The sequence below is a fragment of the Pseudomonas sp. R3.Fl genome (assembly GCF_023516765.1).
Taxonomy (GTDB): Bacteria; Pseudomonadota; Gammaproteobacteria; order Pseudomonadales; family Pseudomonadaceae; genus Pseudomonas; species Pseudomonas citronellolis.
On record NZ_JAMGSO010000001.1, the window covers coordinates 1,610,711 to 1,629,375 of the forward strand.

General features: G+C 68.4%; 14 protein-coding genes. 4 read left to right on the top strand and 10 right to left on the bottom strand.

Translation table 11 applies throughout. The features are described from left to right. Window positions 1-74: 74 nt before the first annotated feature. The 3 genes from M8R19_RS06740 to araD1 all read right to left on the bottom strand — a co-directional run bounded on the left by M8R19_RS06740 (window position 75) and on the right by araD1 (window position 4,079). The gene (locus tag M8R19_RS06740; RefSeq protein ID WP_249917384.1) at window positions 75-1,631 is read right to left on the bottom strand and encodes a UxaA family hydrolase; all 1,557 of its coding nucleotides are present in this window, start codon (window positions 1,629-1,631) and stop codon (window positions 75-77) included. A gap of 28 nt (window positions 1,632-1,659) precedes the next feature. Continuing rightward, on the bottom strand, window positions 1,660-2,979 hold the full coding sequence (locus tag M8R19_RS06745; protein ID WP_249917385.1) for an MFS transporter: 1,320 nt from the start codon (window positions 2,977-2,979) through the stop codon (window positions 1,660-1,662). Between the two features lie 101 nt (window positions 2,980-3,080). After that, window positions 3,081-4,079, bottom strand: a complete 999-nt coding sequence (gene araD1 / locus M8R19_RS06750) for an AraD1 family protein (protein ID WP_249917386.1) — start codon at window positions 4,077-4,079, stop codon at window positions 3,081-3,083. Between the two features lie 126 nt (window positions 4,080-4,205). Here araD1 and M8R19_RS06755 point away from each other — a divergent pair, with 126 nt between their 5' ends. Next, window positions 4,206-5,120: a LysR family transcriptional regulator gene (locus M8R19_RS06755; RefSeq protein ID WP_074977283.1), complete on the top strand. Its 915-nt coding sequence runs from the start codon at window positions 4,206-4,208 to the stop codon at window positions 5,118-5,120. A 1-nt stretch (window position 5,121) separates the two neighbouring features. Here the strand turns inward: M8R19_RS06755 and rfaD are convergent, their stop codons facing one another. Next, a complete protein-coding gene (rfaD, locus tag M8R19_RS06760) occupies window positions 5,122-6,114 on the bottom strand; it encodes an ADP-glyceromanno-heptose 6-epimerase (RefSeq protein WP_249917387.1) in 993 nt (330 codons plus the stop codon). Window positions 6,115-6,223: 109 nt separating this feature from the next. Then, window positions 6,224-6,508 carry an Rdx family protein gene (locus M8R19_RS06765; protein WP_249917388.1) on the bottom strand — a complete coding sequence of 95 codons (285 nt, stop codon included), beginning with the start codon at window positions 6,506-6,508 and terminating at the stop codon, window positions 6,224-6,226. Window positions 6,509-6,574: 66 nt separating this feature from the next. Between M8R19_RS06765 and M8R19_RS06770 the strand changes: the two genes are divergently transcribed. Continuing rightward, complete coding sequence (locus M8R19_RS06770; RefSeq protein ID WP_249917389.1) at window positions 6,575-8,761, top strand: patatin-like phospholipase family protein; 2,187 nt, start codon at window positions 6,575-6,577, stop codon at window positions 8,759-8,761. A 585-nt stretch (window positions 8,762-9,346) separates the two neighbouring features. Here M8R19_RS06770 and M8R19_RS06775 read toward each other — a convergent pair. The 5 genes from M8R19_RS06775 to recQ form a co-directional block, all read right to left on the bottom strand. Continuing rightward, window positions 9,347-11,419, bottom strand: a complete 2,073-nt coding sequence (locus M8R19_RS06775) for a motility hub landmark protein FimV (RefSeq protein ID WP_249917390.1) — start codon at window positions 11,417-11,419, stop codon at window positions 9,347-9,349. A gap of 280 nt (window positions 11,420-11,699) precedes the next feature. Beyond that, window positions 11,700-12,134 carry a transcriptional regulator SlyA gene (slyA, locus tag M8R19_RS06780; protein ID WP_009620445.1) on the bottom strand — a complete coding sequence of 145 codons (435 nt, stop codon included), beginning with the start codon at window positions 12,132-12,134 and terminating at the stop codon, window positions 11,700-11,702. 94 nt (window positions 12,135-12,228) lie between these two features. After that, entirely contained in the window at window positions 12,229-13,245 is a 1,017-nt protein-coding gene (locus tag M8R19_RS06785; RefSeq protein ID WP_249917391.1) for a DUF2804 domain-containing protein, read from the bottom strand. A 93-nt stretch (window positions 13,246-13,338) separates the two neighbouring features. Next, window positions 13,339-14,496: a GGDEF domain-containing protein gene (locus tag M8R19_RS06790; protein WP_074977294.1), complete on the bottom strand. Its 1,158-nt coding sequence runs from the start codon at window positions 14,494-14,496 to the stop codon at window positions 13,339-13,341. 125 nt (window positions 14,497-14,621) lie between these two features. After that, a complete protein-coding gene (gene recQ, locus M8R19_RS06795) occupies window positions 14,622-16,766 on the bottom strand; it encodes a DNA helicase RecQ (protein WP_249917392.1) in 2,145 nt (714 codons plus the stop codon). A gap of 898 nt (window positions 16,767-17,664) precedes the next feature. On the opposite strand from recQ, the gene M8R19_RS06800 reads away from it, so the two are divergent. Together M8R19_RS06800 and M8R19_RS06805 are read left to right on the top strand one after the other, a co-directional pair. Then, window positions 17,665-18,252, top strand: a complete 588-nt coding sequence (locus tag M8R19_RS06800; protein ID WP_043271008.1) for a UPF0149 family protein — start codon at window positions 17,665-17,667, stop codon at window positions 18,250-18,252. 10 nt (window positions 18,253-18,262) lie between these two features. Further along, window positions 18,263-18,664, top strand: a complete 402-nt coding sequence (locus tag M8R19_RS06805; protein WP_074977298.1) for a YbaN family protein — start codon at window positions 18,263-18,265, stop codon at window positions 18,662-18,664. The last annotated feature ends 1 nt before the right edge of the window (window position 18,665 follow it).

The following is an 18,665-nucleotide window of genomic DNA, read 5'->3' on the forward strand; positions in this document are numbered from 1 at the left end:
CGTGAGAAGTGGGGCGTGATGCCCGCTGGGAAGAGGCTGGCGGGCGCGGGTAGGCGCCCGTCGGTGACGGCGGATCAGGTGATGGCGCCGATCTGCCAGGGCACGAATTCGTTCTGGCCGTATCCGTGCAGTTCGCTCTTGCTGCGTTCGCCGGAAGCGATGCGTAGCATCAGGCGGAAGATGTGCTCGCCGCGCTCCTCGATGCTGGTGGAGCCGTCGGCGATGCCGCCGCAGTTGACGTCCATATCCTCCTCCTGGCGCTCCCACAGGCGCGAGTTGGTGGCCAGCTTGATCGACGGCGAGGGCGCGCAGCCGTAGGCCGAGCCACGCCCGGTGGTGAAGGCGATCAGGTTGGCGCCGCCGGCGACCTGGCCGGTGGCGGAGATCGGGTCGTAGCCGGGGGTGTCCATGAACACCAGGCCGTGGGCGCGCACCTGCTCGGCGTATTCGTAGACGTCCACCAGGTTGCTGGAGCCAGCCTTGGCCACCGCGCCCAGGGACTTCTCCAGGATGGTGGTCAGCCCGCCGGCCTTGTTGCCGGCCGAGGGGTTGTTGTTCAGCTCGGCGCCCATGCGTTCGCAGTAGGCTTCCCACCAGCGGATGCGGGCGATCAGCTTCTCGCCCACCTCGCGGCTCACCGCGCGGCGCGTCAACAGGTGTTCGGCGCCATAGATCTCCGGGGTTTCCGAGAGGATCGCGGTGCCGCCGGCGCTCACCAGGCGGTCCACCGCGTTGCCCAGCGCCGGGTTGGCGGTGATGCCCGAGTAGCCGTCGGAGCCGCCGCACTGCAGGCCCACGGTCAGGTAGCGCGCGCTGACCGGCTCGCGTTGCACGCGGTTGGCCATGGGCAGCAGGCTCTTCACCTGCTCGATGCCGCTGGCCACGGTCTTCGCCGTGCCGCCGCTGTCCTGGATGGTGAAGGTGCGCAGCTGCTCGCCGCTGCTCAGCCCCTGGGCCGCCAGCAGGTCGGGAATCTGGTTGGTCTCGCAGCCCAGGCCGATCATCAGCACCGCGGCGAAGTTCGGGTGTATCGCATAGCCGCCGAGGGTCCGGCGCAGCATGGCCAGGGCCTCGCCGCCTGGGTCGACGGCGCAGCCCACGCCGTGGGTCAGGGCCACCACGCCGTCGACGTTGGGGTAGTCGGCCAGCGCGGCGGGGTTGATGTCGCGGCGGAAGTGGTCGGCGATGGCCCGCGCCACCGTGGCCGAGCAGTTCACCGAGGTGAGGATGCCGATGTAGTTGCGCGTGGCGACGCAGCCATCGGCGCGACGGATGCCGAGGAAGCTCTCTTCACGCGACGGCACTGCGGCCACGGCGTCGACGCCGAAGGCGTAGTCGCGGGCGAAGTCGCCCATGGCCAGGTTGTGCACGTGGACGTGTTCGCCGGCCTCGATCGTCCGGCTGGCGAAGCCGATGATCTGGCCGTAGCGGCGCAGCGGCTGGCCCGCCTCGATGCGCCGGGTGGCGACCTTGTGCCCGGCGGGGATCGCCTCGCGCAGCTTCAGCCCCTCCCCTGCCAGCTCAAGGCCGGCGGGCAGGGCCAGGCGGGCGATCAGCACGTCGTCCAGCGGGTTCAGGCGGATCACGGCGTTGGCGGTGCTTGGCCCGCCGGTTCTGCTTATCAGTTCCATTACAGCAACCTCACATCGGCGGGCCGGCTCAGGCCAGCCCGCGCTCACGGTAGTCGATCAGGCTGGAGAACAGCACCAGGCCGAGGGCCATCACGACGAAGAAGATCAGGGCCAGGAAGTAGGAGCCGGTGAACTGCACGATCAGGCCGATGAGGATCGGCACTATCACCCCGACCATGTTGCCGCCGAAGTTCATGCTGCCGCCCAGCACGCCGGCGCGCGACTTGCCGCCGAGGATCGCCGGCAGGCACCAGTACATGCCGCACCAGCGGATGAAGAAGAGCGCGACGCAGAGCAGCGCGATGACCCCGGCGGCATCAGCGGTGTAGGCCACCAGCAGGATGCACAGCGAGGCGATCATGGCCGAGCCGGCGAACATGCTGCGCATCACCCGGTTCGGCGCGCCGCCGGCGGCCTTCCACTTGTCGGCCAACCAGCCGCCGACCAGTTCGCCGACGAAGCCGCACATGAAGATCAGGAAGGTCGCCCCGCCCATGGCCTTGATGTCGAGGCCGTGGGCCTGGTGCAGGTAGCTCGGCATCCAGGTCATCAGGCCGTAGAACACGCTGTTGTAGCACATGTACCCGCAGATCATGGCCAGCACCGAGCGGTCGCGGAGCATCTCGCGCAGCACCGCCTTGCGGCCCTGGCCATGCTCGCGGGAAGCGGCCTCGTTGGCCTCGCGGATGTGCCGCAGTTCCTCCTCGTTCACCCCGGGATGGTCGGCGGGGTTGTTGCGGATGTACCACCAGGCCCAGAGGCCGACCACCACGGTGCCGATGCCGGCGATGACGAAGGCGGTGCGCCAGGAGCCGAACCAGGAAATCAACCCGGCGATGATGATCGCGCCCAGGGCGGTGCCCAGCGGTGCGCCGCCGTCCACCAGGGTGGCACCGCGGCCGCGCTCGTTGGGCGTCAGCCAGGCGCCGTTGAGCTTGGCCCCGGCGGGCATGATCGGCGACTCGGCGACGCCCAGGCCGATGCGCGTGGCCAGCAGCAGTATCCAGTTGTGCGAGGCCGCGCCCAGGGCCTGGAAGCTGCCCCAGGCGACGGTGGCGATGCCGACGATGTTGCGCGCCTGGAAGCGGTCCAGGAGCATGCCGGCGGGAATCTGCATCAGCGCGTAGGACCAGAAGAACGAGCTGAGCAGCAGGCCTTCCAGGGCCGGGGTCAGGTTGAATTCCTGGGAGATAAGCGGCAGCGCCACCGACAGCGAGGCGCGGTCGATGTAGTTGATCGCCGCGAGCAGCAGCAGGAGCAGGAAGATCCGCCAGCGCACCGTGGTGGCCTGGGCCACGCGGGCGGGAGCGACATCGGCGTACAACGTCTGGGCGTTGGTGGTTTTCATGGCCGTCTCTTTCTTATGTTTGTTATGGGCACCCGCGCGGCCATGGCCGTGCGGGTGGACGTAGCGCGGCGGCGGAGCCCGGCCGGGGCTCCGCGCGTCGCTCAGAGCGGGACGACGCCGCCGGCGGCGAACACCGGCTCGACCTGCTCGATGGCATTGACCAGCGGCTCGCCGAACTCGGCCAGGCTGATCTCGAAGCGGTCGCCCGCCCGGGTGCGAACCCCGTCGGCGAAGGACAGCGTGGCAGTACCGAAGAAGTGCACGTGCACATCGCCGGGGCGGAGGAACTGGGCGTACTTGAAGTGGTGGTACTCCAGGTTCTCCAGGCTGTGGCACATGTTGTCCTCGCCGGAGAGGAAGGCCTTTTCCCAGACGACCTGGCCGTCGCGCAGGATACGGCTGCGGCCTTCGAGATGGCGCGGCAGCTCGCCGACCCGCAGCTCGGGCCCGTAAGAGCAGCTGCGCAGCTTGGAGTGCGCCAGGTACAGGTAGTTGCGGCGTTCCATCACATGGTCGGAGAACTCGTTGCCCAGGGCGAAGCCCAGGCGGTACGGCCGGCCATCGTCGCCGATCACGTAGAGGCCGGTGAGTTCGGGCTCCTCGCCAGCGTCCTCGGCGAATTCGGGGACGCGGAAGGCGCCGCCGGGCGGCACCACGATGCTGCCATCGCCCTTGTAGAACCACTCCGGCTGCACGCCCACCGAGCCGGGCGCCGGACGGCCACCCTCGATGCCCCAGCGGAAGATGCGCATGGTGTCGGTGAGGGCGCTGTCGTCCTCGTCCTTCTGCTGGTGCATCTTGTCGCGGGTGGAGGCGCTGCCCAGGTGGGTCAGCCCGGTGCCGCTGATCAGGCAGTGGGCGGGGTCCTCGTGGTCCAGCGGCGGCAATACCCGGCCGGCCTCCAGCAGTTGAGAGTAGGTCTCGGTGCAAGGCTCGCTACCGCGCGCCAGCACCTCGTCGACCAGGCTGCGGTCGGCGCGGATCGCCGCCAGGGCCAGTTCCCGGGTGCTGGAGCAGTCGCGCAGGGTCTCGACCTGTTGGCCTTCGACGACGCCGACCCGGCGGCAGCCCTGGTCGGTGAGGAATTGGATCAGTCTCATGATTCGGCTCGCATTGTTATCGTCCAACGGCCCTGCGCAGGAACCTCGTGGGAGCCACTGTAAATTCGCGGGTAAATGCTGCCTAATGAGAGCTGCTGATTGAGCGATAACTTTTCCTTATCCCCCATGCTGCCCTCGCTGACCACCATCGCCTCGCGCCTGCGCCTGAAGCAGCTGCGCCTGCTGATCGCCCTCGACGAACACGGCTCGCTGCACAAGGCCGCCGAAGCGGTGGCCATCACCCAGCCCGGCGCCACCAAGGCGCTGCACGAAATCGAGTCGACCCTCGGCGCGACGCTTTTCGAACGCACGCCCAAGGGCCTGCAGCCGAACGACCTGGGGCGCTGCGTGATCCGCTACGCGCGGCTGATCCATACCGACCTGGCGCACCTGCGCGAGGAAATGCTGGGCATCCTCCAGGGCCACGGCGGGCGGCTTTCGGTGGGGGTGATCATGGGCGCCGTGCCCATGCTGGTGGAGGGCCTGGCGCGGCTGCGGCACAAGCAGCCGGAGCTGTCGGTGGAAATAGTCGAGGACACCAGCGCGCGCCTGCTCAGCCTGCTCGACCAGGGCCGTCTGGACCTGGCCATCTGCCGCACCAGCGTCAGCCGGAGGCCGGACAACTACGAATGCCGGGCCCTGGAACAGGAAGGCCTGGCCCTGGTGGCCAACCCGCGCCACCCGCTGGCCGGGGCGGATTCGCTGGAGCTGGCCGACGTGGCCGCCTACCGCTGGGTGGTGTTCCCGGTGAACATGCCGATGCGCCTGCTGCTGGAGCGGGAATTCCGCGAAGCCGGGCTGCCTTTCCCGCCCTACCCCGTCGAGACCTCGTCCACTTTCACCACCCTGAGCCTGCTGCTGGAGGACGAGGCGCTGGTGGCGCTGATGCCGGTGGACGTGGCGCGCGTGGGCCTGGATGCAGGGCTCATCACCCGCCTGGCGCTGAACGTGAAGACGCGCAGCGAACCCTACGAAGTGGTCACTCGCAAGGGCGCCAGCCTGTCGGTGCCGGCACAGTTGCTGATCGACGAATTCGCCTGAATCAAGCCTGGTCCAGCAACCACCGGCAATAACGCTCCACCCCCTCCTCCACGCCCAGCATCGGCGCGCGGTAGCCGGCCTCGCGGAGGAAGGCGATGTCGGCGCAGGTGTAGCACTGGTACTTGCCGCGCAGGCTGTCGGGGAATTCGACGTATTCCAGTAGTCCCTGGGCGATGGCCTGCTGCAGGTCCAGCGGCTGTTGGTCCTGCTGCGCGCGCAGGCTGTTGATGACCGCCAGGGCCACGTCGTTGAACGGCTGGGCGCGGCCGCTGCCGAGGTTGAAGATGCCGCTGCGGCCGGGGTTGTCGAGGAAGTGCAGGTTGACCCGCGCCACGTCCTCCACCGAGACGAAGTCGCGCAGATGGCCGCCGGCCGGGTAGTCGCCATATTCGCCGAACAGGTGCACCTTGCCGCTGGCGCGGAACTGTTCGAAGCAGTGGAAGGCCACCGAGGCCATGCGTCCCTTGTGCTGTTCGCGCGGGCCGTAGACGTTGAAGTAGCGCAGCCCGACGACCTGGCTGTGCGCCTGCGGCAGGACGCGGCGCACGCGCTGGTCGAAGAGGAACTTGGAGTAGCCGTAGGCGTTCAGCGGCCGCTCGTACTCGCGCAGCTCGCGGAAGTCGCGCCCGCCACCGTAGACCGCCGCCGAGGAGGCGTAGAGGAAGGGCACGCCCAGTTTCAGGCTGGCCTCCAGCAGGTCGCAGCTGTAGCGGTAGTTGTTGTCCATCAGGTAGCGGCCGTCGCCTTCCAGGGTGCTGGAGCAGGCGCCCTGGTGGAACAGCGCGCGGACCACGCCGAAACCGCCGCGGGCGTAGCGTTCGACGAAGTCGCGCTTGTCCAGGTAATCGGCGATGTCGCAGTCGGCGAGGTTGCGGACCTTGTCGCCCTCGGTCAGGTCGTCGACCGCGATGATCTCGGTTTCACCACGCCGGTTCAGTGCCTTGACGAGATTGCTGCCGATGAAGCCGGCCGCCCCGGTGACGATGATGCTCATGTGGGAACACTCCCCTGGGGAGAATGAATTGCCCACAGGCTATTGCGCGCGCCGCCGGCGGCCTTTGATATAAGGCAGGAAAAGATAGCTCGCTAACGAAATACCCGACTCACGGCCGGTCGTTGTGTCCCAGGTCACGCTGCGGGTCGATGCGGTCGCGCACCCGCTGCTTGAGCACCTTGGCCTCGGGGAAGCCGCCGTCGGCCTTGCGCTCCCAGATCTGCTCGCCGTCGCAGGTGATGCGGAACACCCCGCCGGTGCCGGGCTCCAGGCTCACCCGGGCGAGGTCGTCGGCGAAGCTGCTGAGCAGTTCCTGGGCCAGCCAGGCGGCGCGCAGCAGCCACTGGCACTGGGTGCAATAGGTGATGACGATTTCCGCTCTGGGCTGGCTCATGGCGACCGGGCTCCTGCTCTGGGATGCCTATAATAGCCGCCTGGAAGCCCGATCGGACCCCGCCCCATGCGCCGCCTGCTGTTCGCCCTGCTGCTGCTCCTTCCGCTGTCCACCCTCGCCGCCGGGCACCCGCCGAAGATCGGCCTGGTGCTGTCCGGCGGCGCCGCCCGCGGCCTGGCCCACATCGGCGTGCTCAAGGCCCTGGACGAACAGGGCATTCACATCGACGCCATCGCCGGGACCAGCATGGGCGCGGTGGTCGGCGGGCTCTATGCCGCCGGCTACACGCCCAAGGAACTGGAGCGCATCGCCCTCGGCCTGGACTGGCAGCAGGCGCTGTCCGACTCGCCGCCGCGGGTGGACGTGCCCTTCCGGCGCAAGCAGGACGACCGCGACTTCCTAGTCAAGCAGAAGCTCAGCTTCCGCGACGACGGCTCCCTCGGCCTGCCCCTGGGCGCCATCCAGGGACAGAACCTGACCATGCTCCTGGAAAGCCTGCTGGTGCACACCAGCGGCACCCGCGACTTCGACAAGCTGGCCATCCCCTTCCGCGCCGTGGCCACCGACATCGCCACCGGCGAGAAGGTGGTGTTCGACCGTGGCCACCTGCCCCAGGCGATCCGCGCCAGCATGTCGATCCCGGCGGTGTTCGCCCCGGTGGAGGTCGACGGCAAGCTGCTGGTGGACGGCGGCATGGTCGACAACATCCCGGTGGACGTGGCGCGCAGGATGGGCGTCGACGTGGTCATCGTGGTCGACATCGGCAACCCGCTGCTCGAACGCAAGCAACTGACCACCGTGGTCGACATGCTCAACCAGTCGGTCACCCTGATGACGCGCAAGAACTCCGAGGCGCAGCTGGCCACCCTGAAGCCCGACGACGTGCTCATCCAGCCGCCGCTCAGCGGCTACAGCTCCACCGACTTCGGCCGCGTGCCGCAGCTGATCGACGCCGGCTACCGCGCCACCAGCATCCTCGCCACGCGCCTGGCGGCCCTGCGCAAACCCCGCGACCAGGAGGCCGTGGCCCTGGCCGAGGCGCGCACGCCGGACGAGCGCACCCCGGTGATCGGCAGTATCCGCGTGGAGAACGACTCCAAAGTCGGCGACGAGGTGATCCGCCACTACATCCGCCAGCCGCTGGGCCAGCCGCTGGACCTGGAGCGCCTGCAGAGCGACATGAGCACCCTCTACGGCCTGGACTACTTCGACCAGGTGCAGTACCGCGTGGTCCGCGAGAAAGGCGGCAACGCCCTGGTCATCCACGCCCTGGGCAAGCGCAGCGGCACCGACTACCTGCGCCTGGGCCTGAACCTGTCGGACGACCTGCGCGGCGACAGCACCTTCAACGTCGGCGCCAGCTACCGCGTCAACGGCATCAACCGCCTCGGCGCGGAATGGCTGACGCGCCTGCAGATCGGCGACCAGCAGGAACTCTACAGCGAGTTCTACCAGCCGCTGGACGCCGGCTCGCGCTACTTCGTGGCGCCCTACCTGTTCAACGAGGCGCGCAACGTCGAGGCCACCGACAACGACGACCCCATCGCCGAATACCGCCTGGAGCGCTACGGCTACGGCCTCAATCTCGGCCGGCAGATCGCCAACAACGGCGAGATCCGCCTGGGCGTGGCCCAGGCCTTTGGCAAGGCCGACGTGCGCGTGGGCCAGCAGGACCTGCCGGACTTCCACTTCAACGAAGGCTACGCCGAGCTGAAGTACTCCTTCGACACCATGGACAACGTCGACTTCCCCCGCGAGGGCGAGGACATCCAGGCCGGCTACCGCGAGCACACGCCGTCGCTGGGCGACGACGACCGCTACCGCCAGTGGGAACTGCGCCTGGACAAGGCGCTGAGCAGCGGGCCGAACACCTGGGTGCTCGGCGGCGGCTACGGGCGCACCCTGGACGACGCCGACGTGGTGGTATCGAGCTTCCTGCTCGGCGGCGCGCGCGAACTCTCCGGCTTCCGCCAGGACGCCCTGGCCGGGCAGAACTACAGCCTCGGCCGGGTGATCTACTACCGGCGCATGACCGAACGCTCGTTCCTGCCCCTGGACTTCCCCTTCTACCTCGGCGGCAGCCTGGAACGCGGGCGGGTGTGGAACAACGACAACAGCTACGACACCGGCTACATCAACGCCATGAGCATCATGCTCGGCTTCGAGACGCCGCTGGGGCCGCTGTCGTTCAGCTATGGGCTGAACGATGCCGATGAGCATGCGGTGTACCTGAACCTGGGGCGGAATTTCTGAGGGAAGCCCTGCGCGAATCGCGGATGAGATCCACTCCTACGCCGCCCCACCCGCACCATTCCCCTGTAGGAGCGCGCCCTGCGCGCGATATCGCGGGCAGGGCCCGCTCCTACAGGTCGCCGGGAGGCACGGTATTCCTTCCCCTGTAGGAGCGGACCTTGTCCGCGATAGCCGGACATCCCGGCGCGATTCGCGGATGAGATCCGCTCCTACCGTACGGGCGGGCACGGCTTCTCGTAGGAGCGAGCTTGCTCGCGAATGAGCCCCGCAGCGGAGTCTGTTCGCGAGCAAGCTCGCTCCTACGAAGAGCCCTCCGGCGTGACCTGCAAGACAGTTGCGCCTACCGCAGCCCCCTAACCCTCTCCCGGAGGGAGAGGGGACCGTTCGGCGTACGTTGGTGTTTCAGCGTTAGCCGGCCAGCACAGGGATTGCCGGCTGAAACCAGGCCTCCTCTCGGCACGGACTAGCCCCCTCTCCCTCCGGGAGAGGGCTGGGGTGAGGGGAAAGCCCGAGCGCCGAGCCTCACCGGCTTCAGGCAACAAAAAGCCCGGCACAAGGCCGGGCTCCAAGTGAATCGGGGATGCTTCAGGCAATCCGCGCCAGCAACTCGCGGGCTTCTTCCTGTTCCTGCTTGTCACCTTCCTGCAGCACCTGCTCGAGAATCCGGTAGGCCTCGTCGAGGTCGCCGCGGTCGATGCAGGCGCGGGCCCGGTCGAGGCTGGCCAGCAACTTGTCCTGCTCACCGCCGGCGCGGCTCGGCAGGCCGAAGGCGCCGGCCTGCTCGTCGTCCAGGTCGAACTCGGTGACCTCGGGCAGTTCGCGCAGGTTGCTGCGGAAGTCCTTCAGGAGGTCCTCGGTGTCGTCCTTGCCGCCCTTGGCCGGCGAGCCCTTGGGCGAATCGAAGGCGTCCAGGCTGTTCCAGTCCAGGTCCAGGGAGAGTTCGCCGAGGTTCAGGTCGGCGGTGTCGCCCAGCGGCGGCTGTGTCGGCGCGGGGTGCTCGCCGATGTCGCCCAGCTCCAGCCCGTCCCATTCGCCGAGGCCGTCGCTGATGGCCTGCTCGTCTTCGCGCTCGAGCATGGCGGGGTAGCGGGCCTTGAGCTGGTCGATCTGCTTCTGGTCGCCGCCCATCGCCTGCAGCGCCCGCTCCTGCTCGTGGAAGGCGGCCAGGTCGCCGAGCTCGGCGAGCACCAGCAGCAGCTTCAGGCGCAGGTCGCGGCGCTGCGGTTCGGCGGCGACGGACTTGGTCAGCATGTCGCGGGCCTGGCCAAAGCGGCCGTAGGCGATGTAGATGTTCGCCCCTTCCAGGCTGTCGCTGCTGGCGGCCGGCAAGCGGGCCAGGGAGGCTTCGTTGGCGCTGGCCAGGGGCGCGACGGCGGAAGCCACCACCGGCTTGGCCGGTGCTGCCGGGCCGGCCGGCGCCAGCGGCGGCAGGCTGGCGGCCTCGGGCTGCGCCAGGGGCGGCTCGTCGGTGCCGGGCTTGCGCCGGCGGTTGTAGACCAGGCCCAAGGCCAGCACCAGGGCTGCCAGGGCGGCCCACGGCCAGTAGCGGGTCAGGGATGCGTTTTCTTCGTCCTGCGCGACGGGCGCCTGGGACGCCGGCTTGGCGGCTTCCGCCGTCGGCGCGGGCGCGGGTGCAGCTACGGGGGCGGCAGGCGCGGCTTCAGACTCCGGGGCGCTGGCCGGCACGGCCGCTTGCTCGGCCTGGCGGCGGGCCAGTTCGGCCTGCAGGCTCTGCACCTGCTGGTCTCGGCTTTCCAGGGCCTTTTGCAGGGTGTCGAGCTGCTGTTGCAGGGTGTCCATGCGCTGGTTCAGGCGCTCGCGCTCGGCGGTCATGTCGGCCAGTTGCCCCTGGGCCTGGGCCACCGTCGCCTCGCTCGGCGCCGGCACGGCAGGCGCAGCGCTGCTCGGCGTGGCGACAGCGGTGCTCGTGGCAGCCGCAGGCGTTGCCTGGCCGGCGGGCAGCACCAGCTGGTAGCCGAGGCGCAGGCGATGCGGGTTGCCGCCGCTGAACGCCTGCGGGTTCAGTTGCTGCAGCTGGGTCATCAGTTCCTGGCGGGCGGCGCCCTTGGCGCCCAGGCGCCCGGAAATGCTCCACAGGGTGTCACCCGCGGCGGTGGTGTAGCGCCCCTCGCCCGCAGCGATGGGCGCGCTCGGAACGGGTGCCGGGCGCGCCGCCGCACTGCGTTTGGCCGGGCGGCTGGCCGCCGGGCCGCTGTCGGCGCCGCGCGTGGGAGTGCTCTGGGCATAGCTGCCACCGGCGTAGCCCGGCGGGTCGATCAGCAGTGTGTACTCGCGCAGCAGGCGGCCGTTGGGGCGCTCCAGCTCGAGGAGGAAATTCAGGTAGGGCTCGTGCACCGGCTGGGTGGAAACCACACGGATGTAGCCGCGGCCGTTACGGATCACCGGGGTGAAGCGCAGGTTCTGCAGGAAGGTGGTGCGGTCCACGCCCATGCGCTCGAAGGTCGCCATGTCGGCCAGGCGGGCGATGAGCTCGTCACTGCTCAGGTCACCGGGCTGCAGCAGCTCGATCTCCGCATCCAGCGGCTGGTTCAGCGCCGAATGCACGGTGATGTCCCCGAGCCCCAGCGCGTGGGCCTGGGAAGTCATGAGAGCCGAGAGTACGGCCATTGCCAGCGGCAAGCGAGTGAGTCGAGCCATAGGTCCCATCCCAGTTGTGTCCAGGTCTGCAGGCCATCCTTGACCTCGCTGTGCGATCGGTCGTGCTGTCCATGCAATATAGACGCCCATCCGGGACGTGGGTTGGCCCGGCAACGCCATAAAGGCTCATTGCCATCACGATTAGGCGCAGGCCCCGTCTAGGTCAAGACAATTCGTCGGAAATCCGGCGAAAGGCCTGGGTACCACTCCGAACGGATGACGGCCCCGTAGGGGCCGTCAGAAGTTTGGCAATTCTACTCGAAAAAGTGTGAAGAATCGCTCAGTTCTTTTCCAGGTTGGAGAGGATGCGGGAGAGGATTTTCTGACAGATTGCTATGTCCGACTCATCGATGCCGGCCAATACGTCATTGCGTACGCTGGCGGCGATGTTCTCGATGTCGGCGATCAGCACGTCGGCCTTGGGCGTCAGGCAGATGCGCTTGGCGCGGCGGTCCTCGGCCACTGCCTGGCGGCGCACCAGGCCCTGGGATTCGAGGCCGTCGAGCAGGCGCGCGAGGGTCGGGCCCTCGACGCCGACCGATTGCGCGAGCTCGCGCTGGGTGGGGATGCCGGAATTGCGCGCCAGGTGCAGGAGCACCAGCCAACGGGCCTGGGAAAGCCCCAGGTGGCTGAGGCGGCGGTCGAGTTCGGCGCGCCATGCACGCGAGGCCTGGGCCAGTTGGGTGCCGAAGTAGTGCTTGTCTTTATCTGTCATTGTGCTGCAGCAGTTTCAGGCTAATTGATTTGGCTAATTATTAGTCGGCTAATCAAGCCCGTACAATGACATTTTGTCGCAGGGCTTTACCCGTTCACCATTTGGCGTACTGGTCCTCGACGAAGCCCCAGAGGTCGTCGATGACCAGCGACGCGCGGCCATGGGGGCGCAGCTCGCCGCGGAAGCGCCCGAAGATCTGCTTGAAGTTGCTCGCCAGCAGGCCCAGGTTCAGGCGTTCGCGATGCAGGCCGTGGGCCTCGAAGGTGAGGTCCACCTGGCCATCGAAGGAGCGGATGCGCCAGGGGCCCAGCTCCCGGTCGCGGTCGAACTCGAAACGCACGCTGTCGACCTTGCACAGCTCGCCGTCGAGCCAGAAGCAGTTCTCGGTGAAGCTGGTCTCGTTGACGCCGCACGACAGGTTCAACCCCACCCGCCTCCCCTGCGCCTCGCCGGACAGGCAGGCCCAGTTCCAGAAGGTCTCGCGGCGCATGTAGCCGGCCGACCAGTCGTGGTGGGCGAAGGCGTCGATGGCGCGCAGGTCGAAGTCGCCCAGGGTGCTGCGCACCTGGCCCGCGCAGCGCACCCCGGCGACCTTGCGTGCGTATACCCAGCCGTTCACCGCCGCGGGCGTGCACAAGCTCATGGGCTGGAAGGCCGGCTCAGTCTCGTCGAAACAGGCGTCGATGCGCGTGCCGTCGTCCAGTTCCACCAGCAGGCGCTTGCGCAGCGGCCCGGCAGAATTCTCCAGGCGCAGCCGGTTGCGCCCCTGGCGCAGTTCGCAGGCGCCATCGTTCGGGCGCTGCGAGAAGCGCGTGCCCAGGCCCAGCGGGCATTTGAAGCGACGTTCGAGCATGCGCCCGCTGCGCGGCTCGTAGAGGTAGACGAAGCCGACGGCCACCAGGCTCAGTTCGGCCAGGGCGCAGCCGCCGATCAGTTGCGGGCTGATCAGGCCGAAGTACTGGAACTGGTGGAAGTTGCGCCACTTGCTCAGCGCGCCCAGCTTGCGCCCCATGGGCGAGCGGTAGTCGAAGTCGCGGTGGTTGACGTCCTGCGGGGTATCGGCGAACACCCCGTAGTGGGGCTGGCCGTTGGCCTGGATCAGTCGCTGCATGGCGGGCGCTCGGCTGCGGGGTCGGCGGCATCCTAGCACCGGCGTGCCAGCGGGCGCAGTCACCGGCGGCGCCAGGACGGGGGACCGAATGGGTCAGGCCACCACCTGGTTGCGGCCGAACGCCTTGGCCTCGTAGAGGGCGCGGTCGGCATGGGCGTAGATCGCCTGCAGGGCCAAAGGCATGTCGGGCTTCAGGCAGGAAACGCCGATGGACAGCGTCACCTCCGCGGCGGTGCTCGAACCCTCGTGGCTGATGCCCAGGCCCTGCACCGCCTGGCGCAACACCTCGGCGCGGTGCCGGGCCTCGTCCAGGTCGGTGCCATAGAGCAGCACGGCGAACTCCTCGCCGCCCAGGCGCACGGCCATGTCCAGCGGCCGCCGCGCGCTGGCCGCCAGGGCCTTGCCTATGCGGCGCAGCACCTCGTCGCCGGCCTGGTGGCCATAGCGGTCGTTGTAGGCCTTGAAGTGGTCGACGTCGCAGAGCAGCAGCGACAGTGGCGTGCCATCGCGCTGGGCCTGGCGCCACAGGCGCTCCAGCTGGCGGTCGAAGCTGCGCCGGTTGTGCAGGCCGGTGAGGGCGTCGTGGTCGGCCATCTGGCGCATCAGCCGGCTGACCAGGAAGTGCTCGCGGGACTTGTACTCCAGCAGGTAGCAGCCCACCGCGCCGACCAGGTTGCCCAGCAGCAGGAACACCAGGTTGTTCAGCAGCTTGGCCGGCGCCAGGCCGGCGTAGAGCTCGCAGCCCAGGTAGGCCAGGAGGATCAGCGAGGCCGAGCCCAGCGCCTCGGAGAAGCGCAGGCCGACCAGGAAGTAGGCGGCCATGCTGACCAGCAGCAGGCCTTCGTAGGGGTAGCCGGGGTCGACGCGGTGGGCGATGCCCACCACCACGGCGGCGCCGATGCCCACGGCGAGGATGCAGGCGAGGCTCAGCGGCACCACCAGGCGCACGAAGCGCCGCTGCAGGATCAGCCCGCCGCAGACAACCAGCAGCACCAGCACCGCGGCGCGCACGGCGAGCATGCTCCAGTGCTCCGGCCCCGGGATCAGCAGCAGGTCGATGGCCGCCAGCGCCAGCCAGGCCAGCACGGCGAAGCCGAGGGCGCTGCACTTGAGGGCGAAGTTGTCTTCCAGCAGGTAGGCGCGGTACTCGCCTTCCACGGGCGCGTCGAAGCGCAGGCGGCGGAAACCGCGGGCGAGCTGTTCGGCATAGGGGTTGGCGCGCACGTCGTCGAGCCAGGCATGTTGTGGCACGTCCGCCTCTTCTGGTGGAGGTCTTGGGCACACCTTAGCCCGTTGCGAAGCGCGTCACAAGTTTGTCGCCTCGAAACGCCACTTTTCTGTCAGCCATCAAAGCGCCAGCATGGCCAGCGCCGGTCTCAGACTTCCAGCTCGGCCTGCAGCGCGGCGCGCACGCAATGCAGCACGCCCTGCGGCACGCGGCCCTCGAAGCGCTCGGCCAGGGCCGCTACCGGCGGCAGCTCGCCGTCCTCTTCGAGGAAGGCATCCTGCACTTCGGCCAGCAGCTCCTCGGGCAGGTCCAGGGCCTGTTCCAGGCTCAGCTGCTGCGCGGCAATGGCCTCGGCCAACAGGTTGTAGACGTTCTTCTCGGTGCAATCGAGCTGGCGGGCGATCTGCGCCGGGGTCATGCCGGCGCGGGCCAGGCTGACCAGTTCGTGGCTGAGGTCGACCACCGGCGCCGGCGTGGACGGCGCCGCCTCGGACTCGGTGAGCACGTCGAGGAAGGCCTGGCCGTAGCGCTCCAGCTTGCGCGCGCCGACGCCGCTGACCTGGGCCATGGCGGTGAGCGTGGTCGGCTGGCTGCGCAGCATTTCCAGCAGGGTGGCGTCGGGGAAGATGACGTAGGGCGGCACCGAATGCTCCTGCGCCAGCTTGCGCCGCAGGGTGCGCAGCGCTTCCCACATCTCGCGCTCTTCCTGGCGCACCAGCTGGCTGGCCGGGCTGGCGCCGCCGGAGGACGGGGACTTGCTGCGCTGCGGCTTGGGATCGCGGCGCAGGGCCAGGGTCTCCTCGCCACGCAGCAGCGGGCGGCAGGCTTCGGTCAGGCGCAGGCCGTTGAAGCCGTCGACGTCCACGTCGGCGAAGCCACGGGCGACCAGTTGGCGGAACAGCGTGCGCCATTCCTCCTCGCCGCGCGCCTTGCCGATGCCGAACACCGCCAGGTGCTGGTGCCCGACGCTGCGTACCTTCTCGGTCTCCTTGCCGAGGAGGATGTCCACCAGATGGCCGACGCCATAGCGCTGGCCGCTGCGGTAGATCGCCGACAGGGCTTGGCGCGCGGGTTCGGTGGCGTCCCAGGTTTCCACCCCATCGACGCAGATGTCGCAATGCCCGCAAGGGTTGGGCATCACCTCGTCGAAGTAGGCCAGCAGCGCCTGGCGCCGGCAGCGGGTCTCCTCGCACAGCGCCAGCATGGCTTCGAGCTTGTGCCGTTCGACGCGCTTGTGGCGCTCGTCGCCCTCGGAGTTCTGCATCATCTGCCGCAGTAGCAATACGTCCTGCAGGCCGTAGGCCATCCAGGCGTCCGCCGGCAGGCCGTCGCGGCCGGCGCGGCCGGTTTCCTGGTAGTAGGCCTCCAGGCTCTTGGGCAGGTCGAGGTGGGCGACGAAGCGCACGTTGGGCTTGTCGATGCCCATGCCGAAAGCGATGGTCGCCACCATGATCAGGCCTTCCTCGTTGAGGAAGCGCTTCTGGTGGAAGGCGCGCAGCTCGTTGGACAGCCCGGCGTGGTACGGCAGCGCCGGGAAGCCCTGGTTGGAGAGGAAATCGGCGACCTCCTCGACCTTCTTGCGCGACAGGCAGTAGACGATGCCCGCGTCGCCGCGGCGTTCGGCGAGGAAGCCCAGCAGCTGCTTGCGCGGCTGTTCCTTGGGCACGATGCGGTAGAAGATGTTCGGCCGGTCGAAGCTGGAGAGGAACTGCTCGGCGTTCTGCAGGTGCAGGCGCTGGATCATTTCCTCGCGGGTGCGCATGTCCGCGGTGGCGGTCAGGGCGATGCGCGGCACGTCCGGGAACAGCTCGGCGAGCTGGCCCAGCTGCAGGTATTCCGGGCGGAAGTCATGGCCCCACTGCGACACGCAGTGCGCCTCGTCGATGGCGAACAGGCCGACGTTCAGGCGCTGCAGGAAGTCCAGCATGCGCGGCTGCACCAGACGCTCGGGGGCGAGGTAGAGCAGCTTGATCTCGCCGCGCTGCAGGCGCGCGGCGATGTCGCGCTGCGCCTCGGGGCTGAGCGAGGAATTCAGCGCGGCGACCGGCACGCCCAGCTCGTCGAGGGTGGCGACCTGGTCCTCCATCAGCGCGATCAGCGGCGAGACCACCACCGTCAGGCCCTCGCGCAGCAGCGCCGGGACCTGGAAGCACAGCGACTTGCCGCCGCCGGTGGGCATCAGCACCAGGGCGTCGCCGCCGCTGGCCACGCGTTCGATGATGCGCGCCTGGTTGCCACGGAAGGCGTCGTAGCCGAATACGTCTTTGAGGATGCGCTGGGCCTGGTCGAGCATGGGGGACTCCGTTTCGAGCCGGGCATTATACGCAAGCGGGGCGATGGGAGTGGGTCAGCCGTCGCAATGGATTGAAGGCGCTTGCTCTATTAGCGCGCCACCGGGGCGTCCGGCGAGGCCGGAGAATCCAATCGCGGACAAAGTCCGCTCCTACCGCATGAGCGAGCATGGCTTTTCGTAGGATGGCGTTGAGCGGAGCCATACCCATCAGCGCAACCGCATGGGTTTCGCAAGCTCAACCCATCCTACGAAAAACGCCTCGGCGCAGACAGTTGCTCCTACGCCCGTGCTTCCCTGTAACCGTAGGAGCGGACTCCGTCCGCGATTCGGCGGATAACGCCGTAAGGATTTCCAGAGAAACATCCGCGCACTCCGGAACGCCCCTTCAGAAGGCCGAGCGAAACCGGCGCTCAGGAGGTCATGCGACATGGATGTCGCGAGAGCCCCGCGGGCTACAGGGACGTACCCTCGGGGCGGGCCTCCGTGGCGGGGGAGTTCGTGAGGGGAGCCCGGCTTCATCGGGCCCGTATGTTGGGGCAAGCCTTTTTGGTTCCTTTTTGCGGGGGTGGCCTTCCACCGTTTGACAAAAGGGACTCGCCCGAGGGGGCGAAACAAAAAATCCCCGCAAACTCGGAGCGGCGCGCTACACCAAGCCCAACCCCGAAGAAGTCTCTGGGTTATTCCCCTTCGGGCCAGCGCAAGCGCTGTTCGCGATGGAGCCGCGTCCCGCATTCGCGGGAATGACGAGGGTGGGGATAGGAGCACAGGACCAAGGTTCGCGAGCAAGCTCGCTCCTACGAAAAGCAGAACCCCACGCCGGCCACCAAGCCCCGTGGCTGGCCCGCGGGCTGCGGAAAGACTACAATTCAGGCCCGCATCCCCGCCGAGGTAGTAACCGATGTCCTTCGCCGACCAACTGGCCCGCCTGCAAGCCTTTCTCGATGCCGACGACCTGCACGAGGAAGCCTTGGACTATGTCGCGGCCCACGGCTACCTGACCGCCTTGGCGATCTGCCCGGACCAGGTGCCCGACCGCGAGTGGATCGATGCGCTCTTCGCCGAGCCGCCGCACTACCGCAGCGACGCCGAGCGCGAGGAAATCGAAGGCTCCCTGCTGCTGCTCAAGGCGCACATCACCCGCCAGCTGGCCGGCGACGAGGAACTGGAGCTGCCCTGCGAGCCCTACCTGGGCGACGAACCGGACGATTCCGACATCCGCGGCTGGTGCATCGGCTTCATGGAAGGCGTGTTCCTGCGCGAGGCCGTGTGGTTCGAGCAGGCCGAGGAAGAAGTCAGCGAGCTGCTGCTGCCGATCATGGTCGGTTCCGGGCTGTTCGACGAGCAGCCGGAGTTCGACGAGATCGCCCGCGACCGCCACCTGGTGGACGACATGGTCGCGCAGATCCCCGAGCTGCTGACCAACCTGTTCCTGCTCTGCCAGGCCCCGGAAGAGAAACCGGCGCTGCTCAAGCCCCGCCAACACTGATCCGGCGCCTATGGCACCGCGGGAAATCCGCCGTAGCCGTCACGCCTGGGTGCGCTACCTGCTGCTGGCCGTCGGCTGGCTCAGCGTGGCGCTCGGCGTGGCCGGGATCTTCCTGCCGCTGCTGCCCACCACGCCCTTCCTGCTGCTCGCCGCGGCCTGCTTCATGCGCAGTTCGCAGCGCTTCTACGACTGGTTGGTGAGCCACCCCAGGCTGGGCCCCTGGATCAGCGACTACCTGGAAGGCAACGGCATCCCGCTCAAGGGCAAGCTCTACACGGTGGGGCTGATGTGGATCAGCATCGGCTTCTCCTGCTACCTGGTCCCGCACCTCTGGGCCCGGGTGTTCATGCTCAGCAGCGCTGTGCTGGTCAGCCTGTACATCCTGCTGAAGGTGAAGACCCGCCGCATCTGAG

Excerpts from the sequence above, each read along its gene's own strand:
- M8R19_RS06775 (WP_249917390.1), bottom strand. The coding sequence starts at position 11,419 with ATGGCTCGACTCACTCGCTTGCCGCTGGCAATGGCCGTACTCTCGGCT.
- M8R19_RS06770 (WP_249917389.1), top strand. The coding sequence starts at position 6,575 with ATGCGCCGCCTGCTGTTCGCCCTGCTGCTGCTCCTTCCGCTGTCCACC.
- rfaD (WP_249917387.1), bottom strand. The coding sequence starts at position 6,114 with ATGAGCATCATCGTCACCGGGGCGGCCGGCTTCATCGGCAGCAATCTC.
- M8R19_RS06785 (WP_249917391.1), bottom strand. The coding sequence starts at position 13,245 with ATGCAGCGACTGATCCAGGCCAACGGCCAGCCCCACTACGGGGTGTTC.
- M8R19_RS06800 (WP_043271008.1), top strand. The coding sequence starts at position 17,665 with ATGTCCTTCGCCGACCAACTGGCCCGCCTGCAAGCCTTTCTCGATGCC.
- slyA (WP_009620445.1), bottom strand. The coding sequence starts at position 12,134 with ATGACAGATAAAGACAAGCACTACTTCGGCACCCAACTGGCCCAGGCC.
- M8R19_RS06745 (WP_249917385.1), bottom strand. The coding sequence starts at position 2,979 with ATGAAAACCACCAACGCCCAGACGTTGTACGCCGATGTCGCTCCCGCC.
- araD1 (WP_249917386.1), bottom strand. The coding sequence starts at position 4,079 with ATGAGACTGATCCAATTCCTCACCGACCAGGGCTGCCGCCGGGTCGGC.
- M8R19_RS06805 (WP_074977298.1), top strand. The coding sequence starts at position 18,263 with ATGGCACCGCGGGAAATCCGCCGTAGCCGTCACGCCTGGGTGCGCTAC.
- M8R19_RS06740 (WP_249917384.1), bottom strand. The coding sequence starts at position 1,631 with ATGGAACTGATAAGCAGAACCGGCGGGCCAAGCACCGCCAACGCCGTG.
- M8R19_RS06765 (WP_249917388.1), bottom strand. The coding sequence starts at position 6,508 with ATGAGCCAGCCCAGAGCGGAAATCGTCATCACCTATTGCACCCAGTGC.
- recQ (WP_249917392.1), bottom strand. The coding sequence starts at position 16,766 with ATGCTCGACCAGGCCCAGCGCATCCTCAAAGACGTATTCGGCTACGAC.
- M8R19_RS06755 (WP_074977283.1), top strand. The coding sequence starts at position 4,206 with ATGCTGCCCTCGCTGACCACCATCGCCTCGCGCCTGCGCCTGAAGCAG.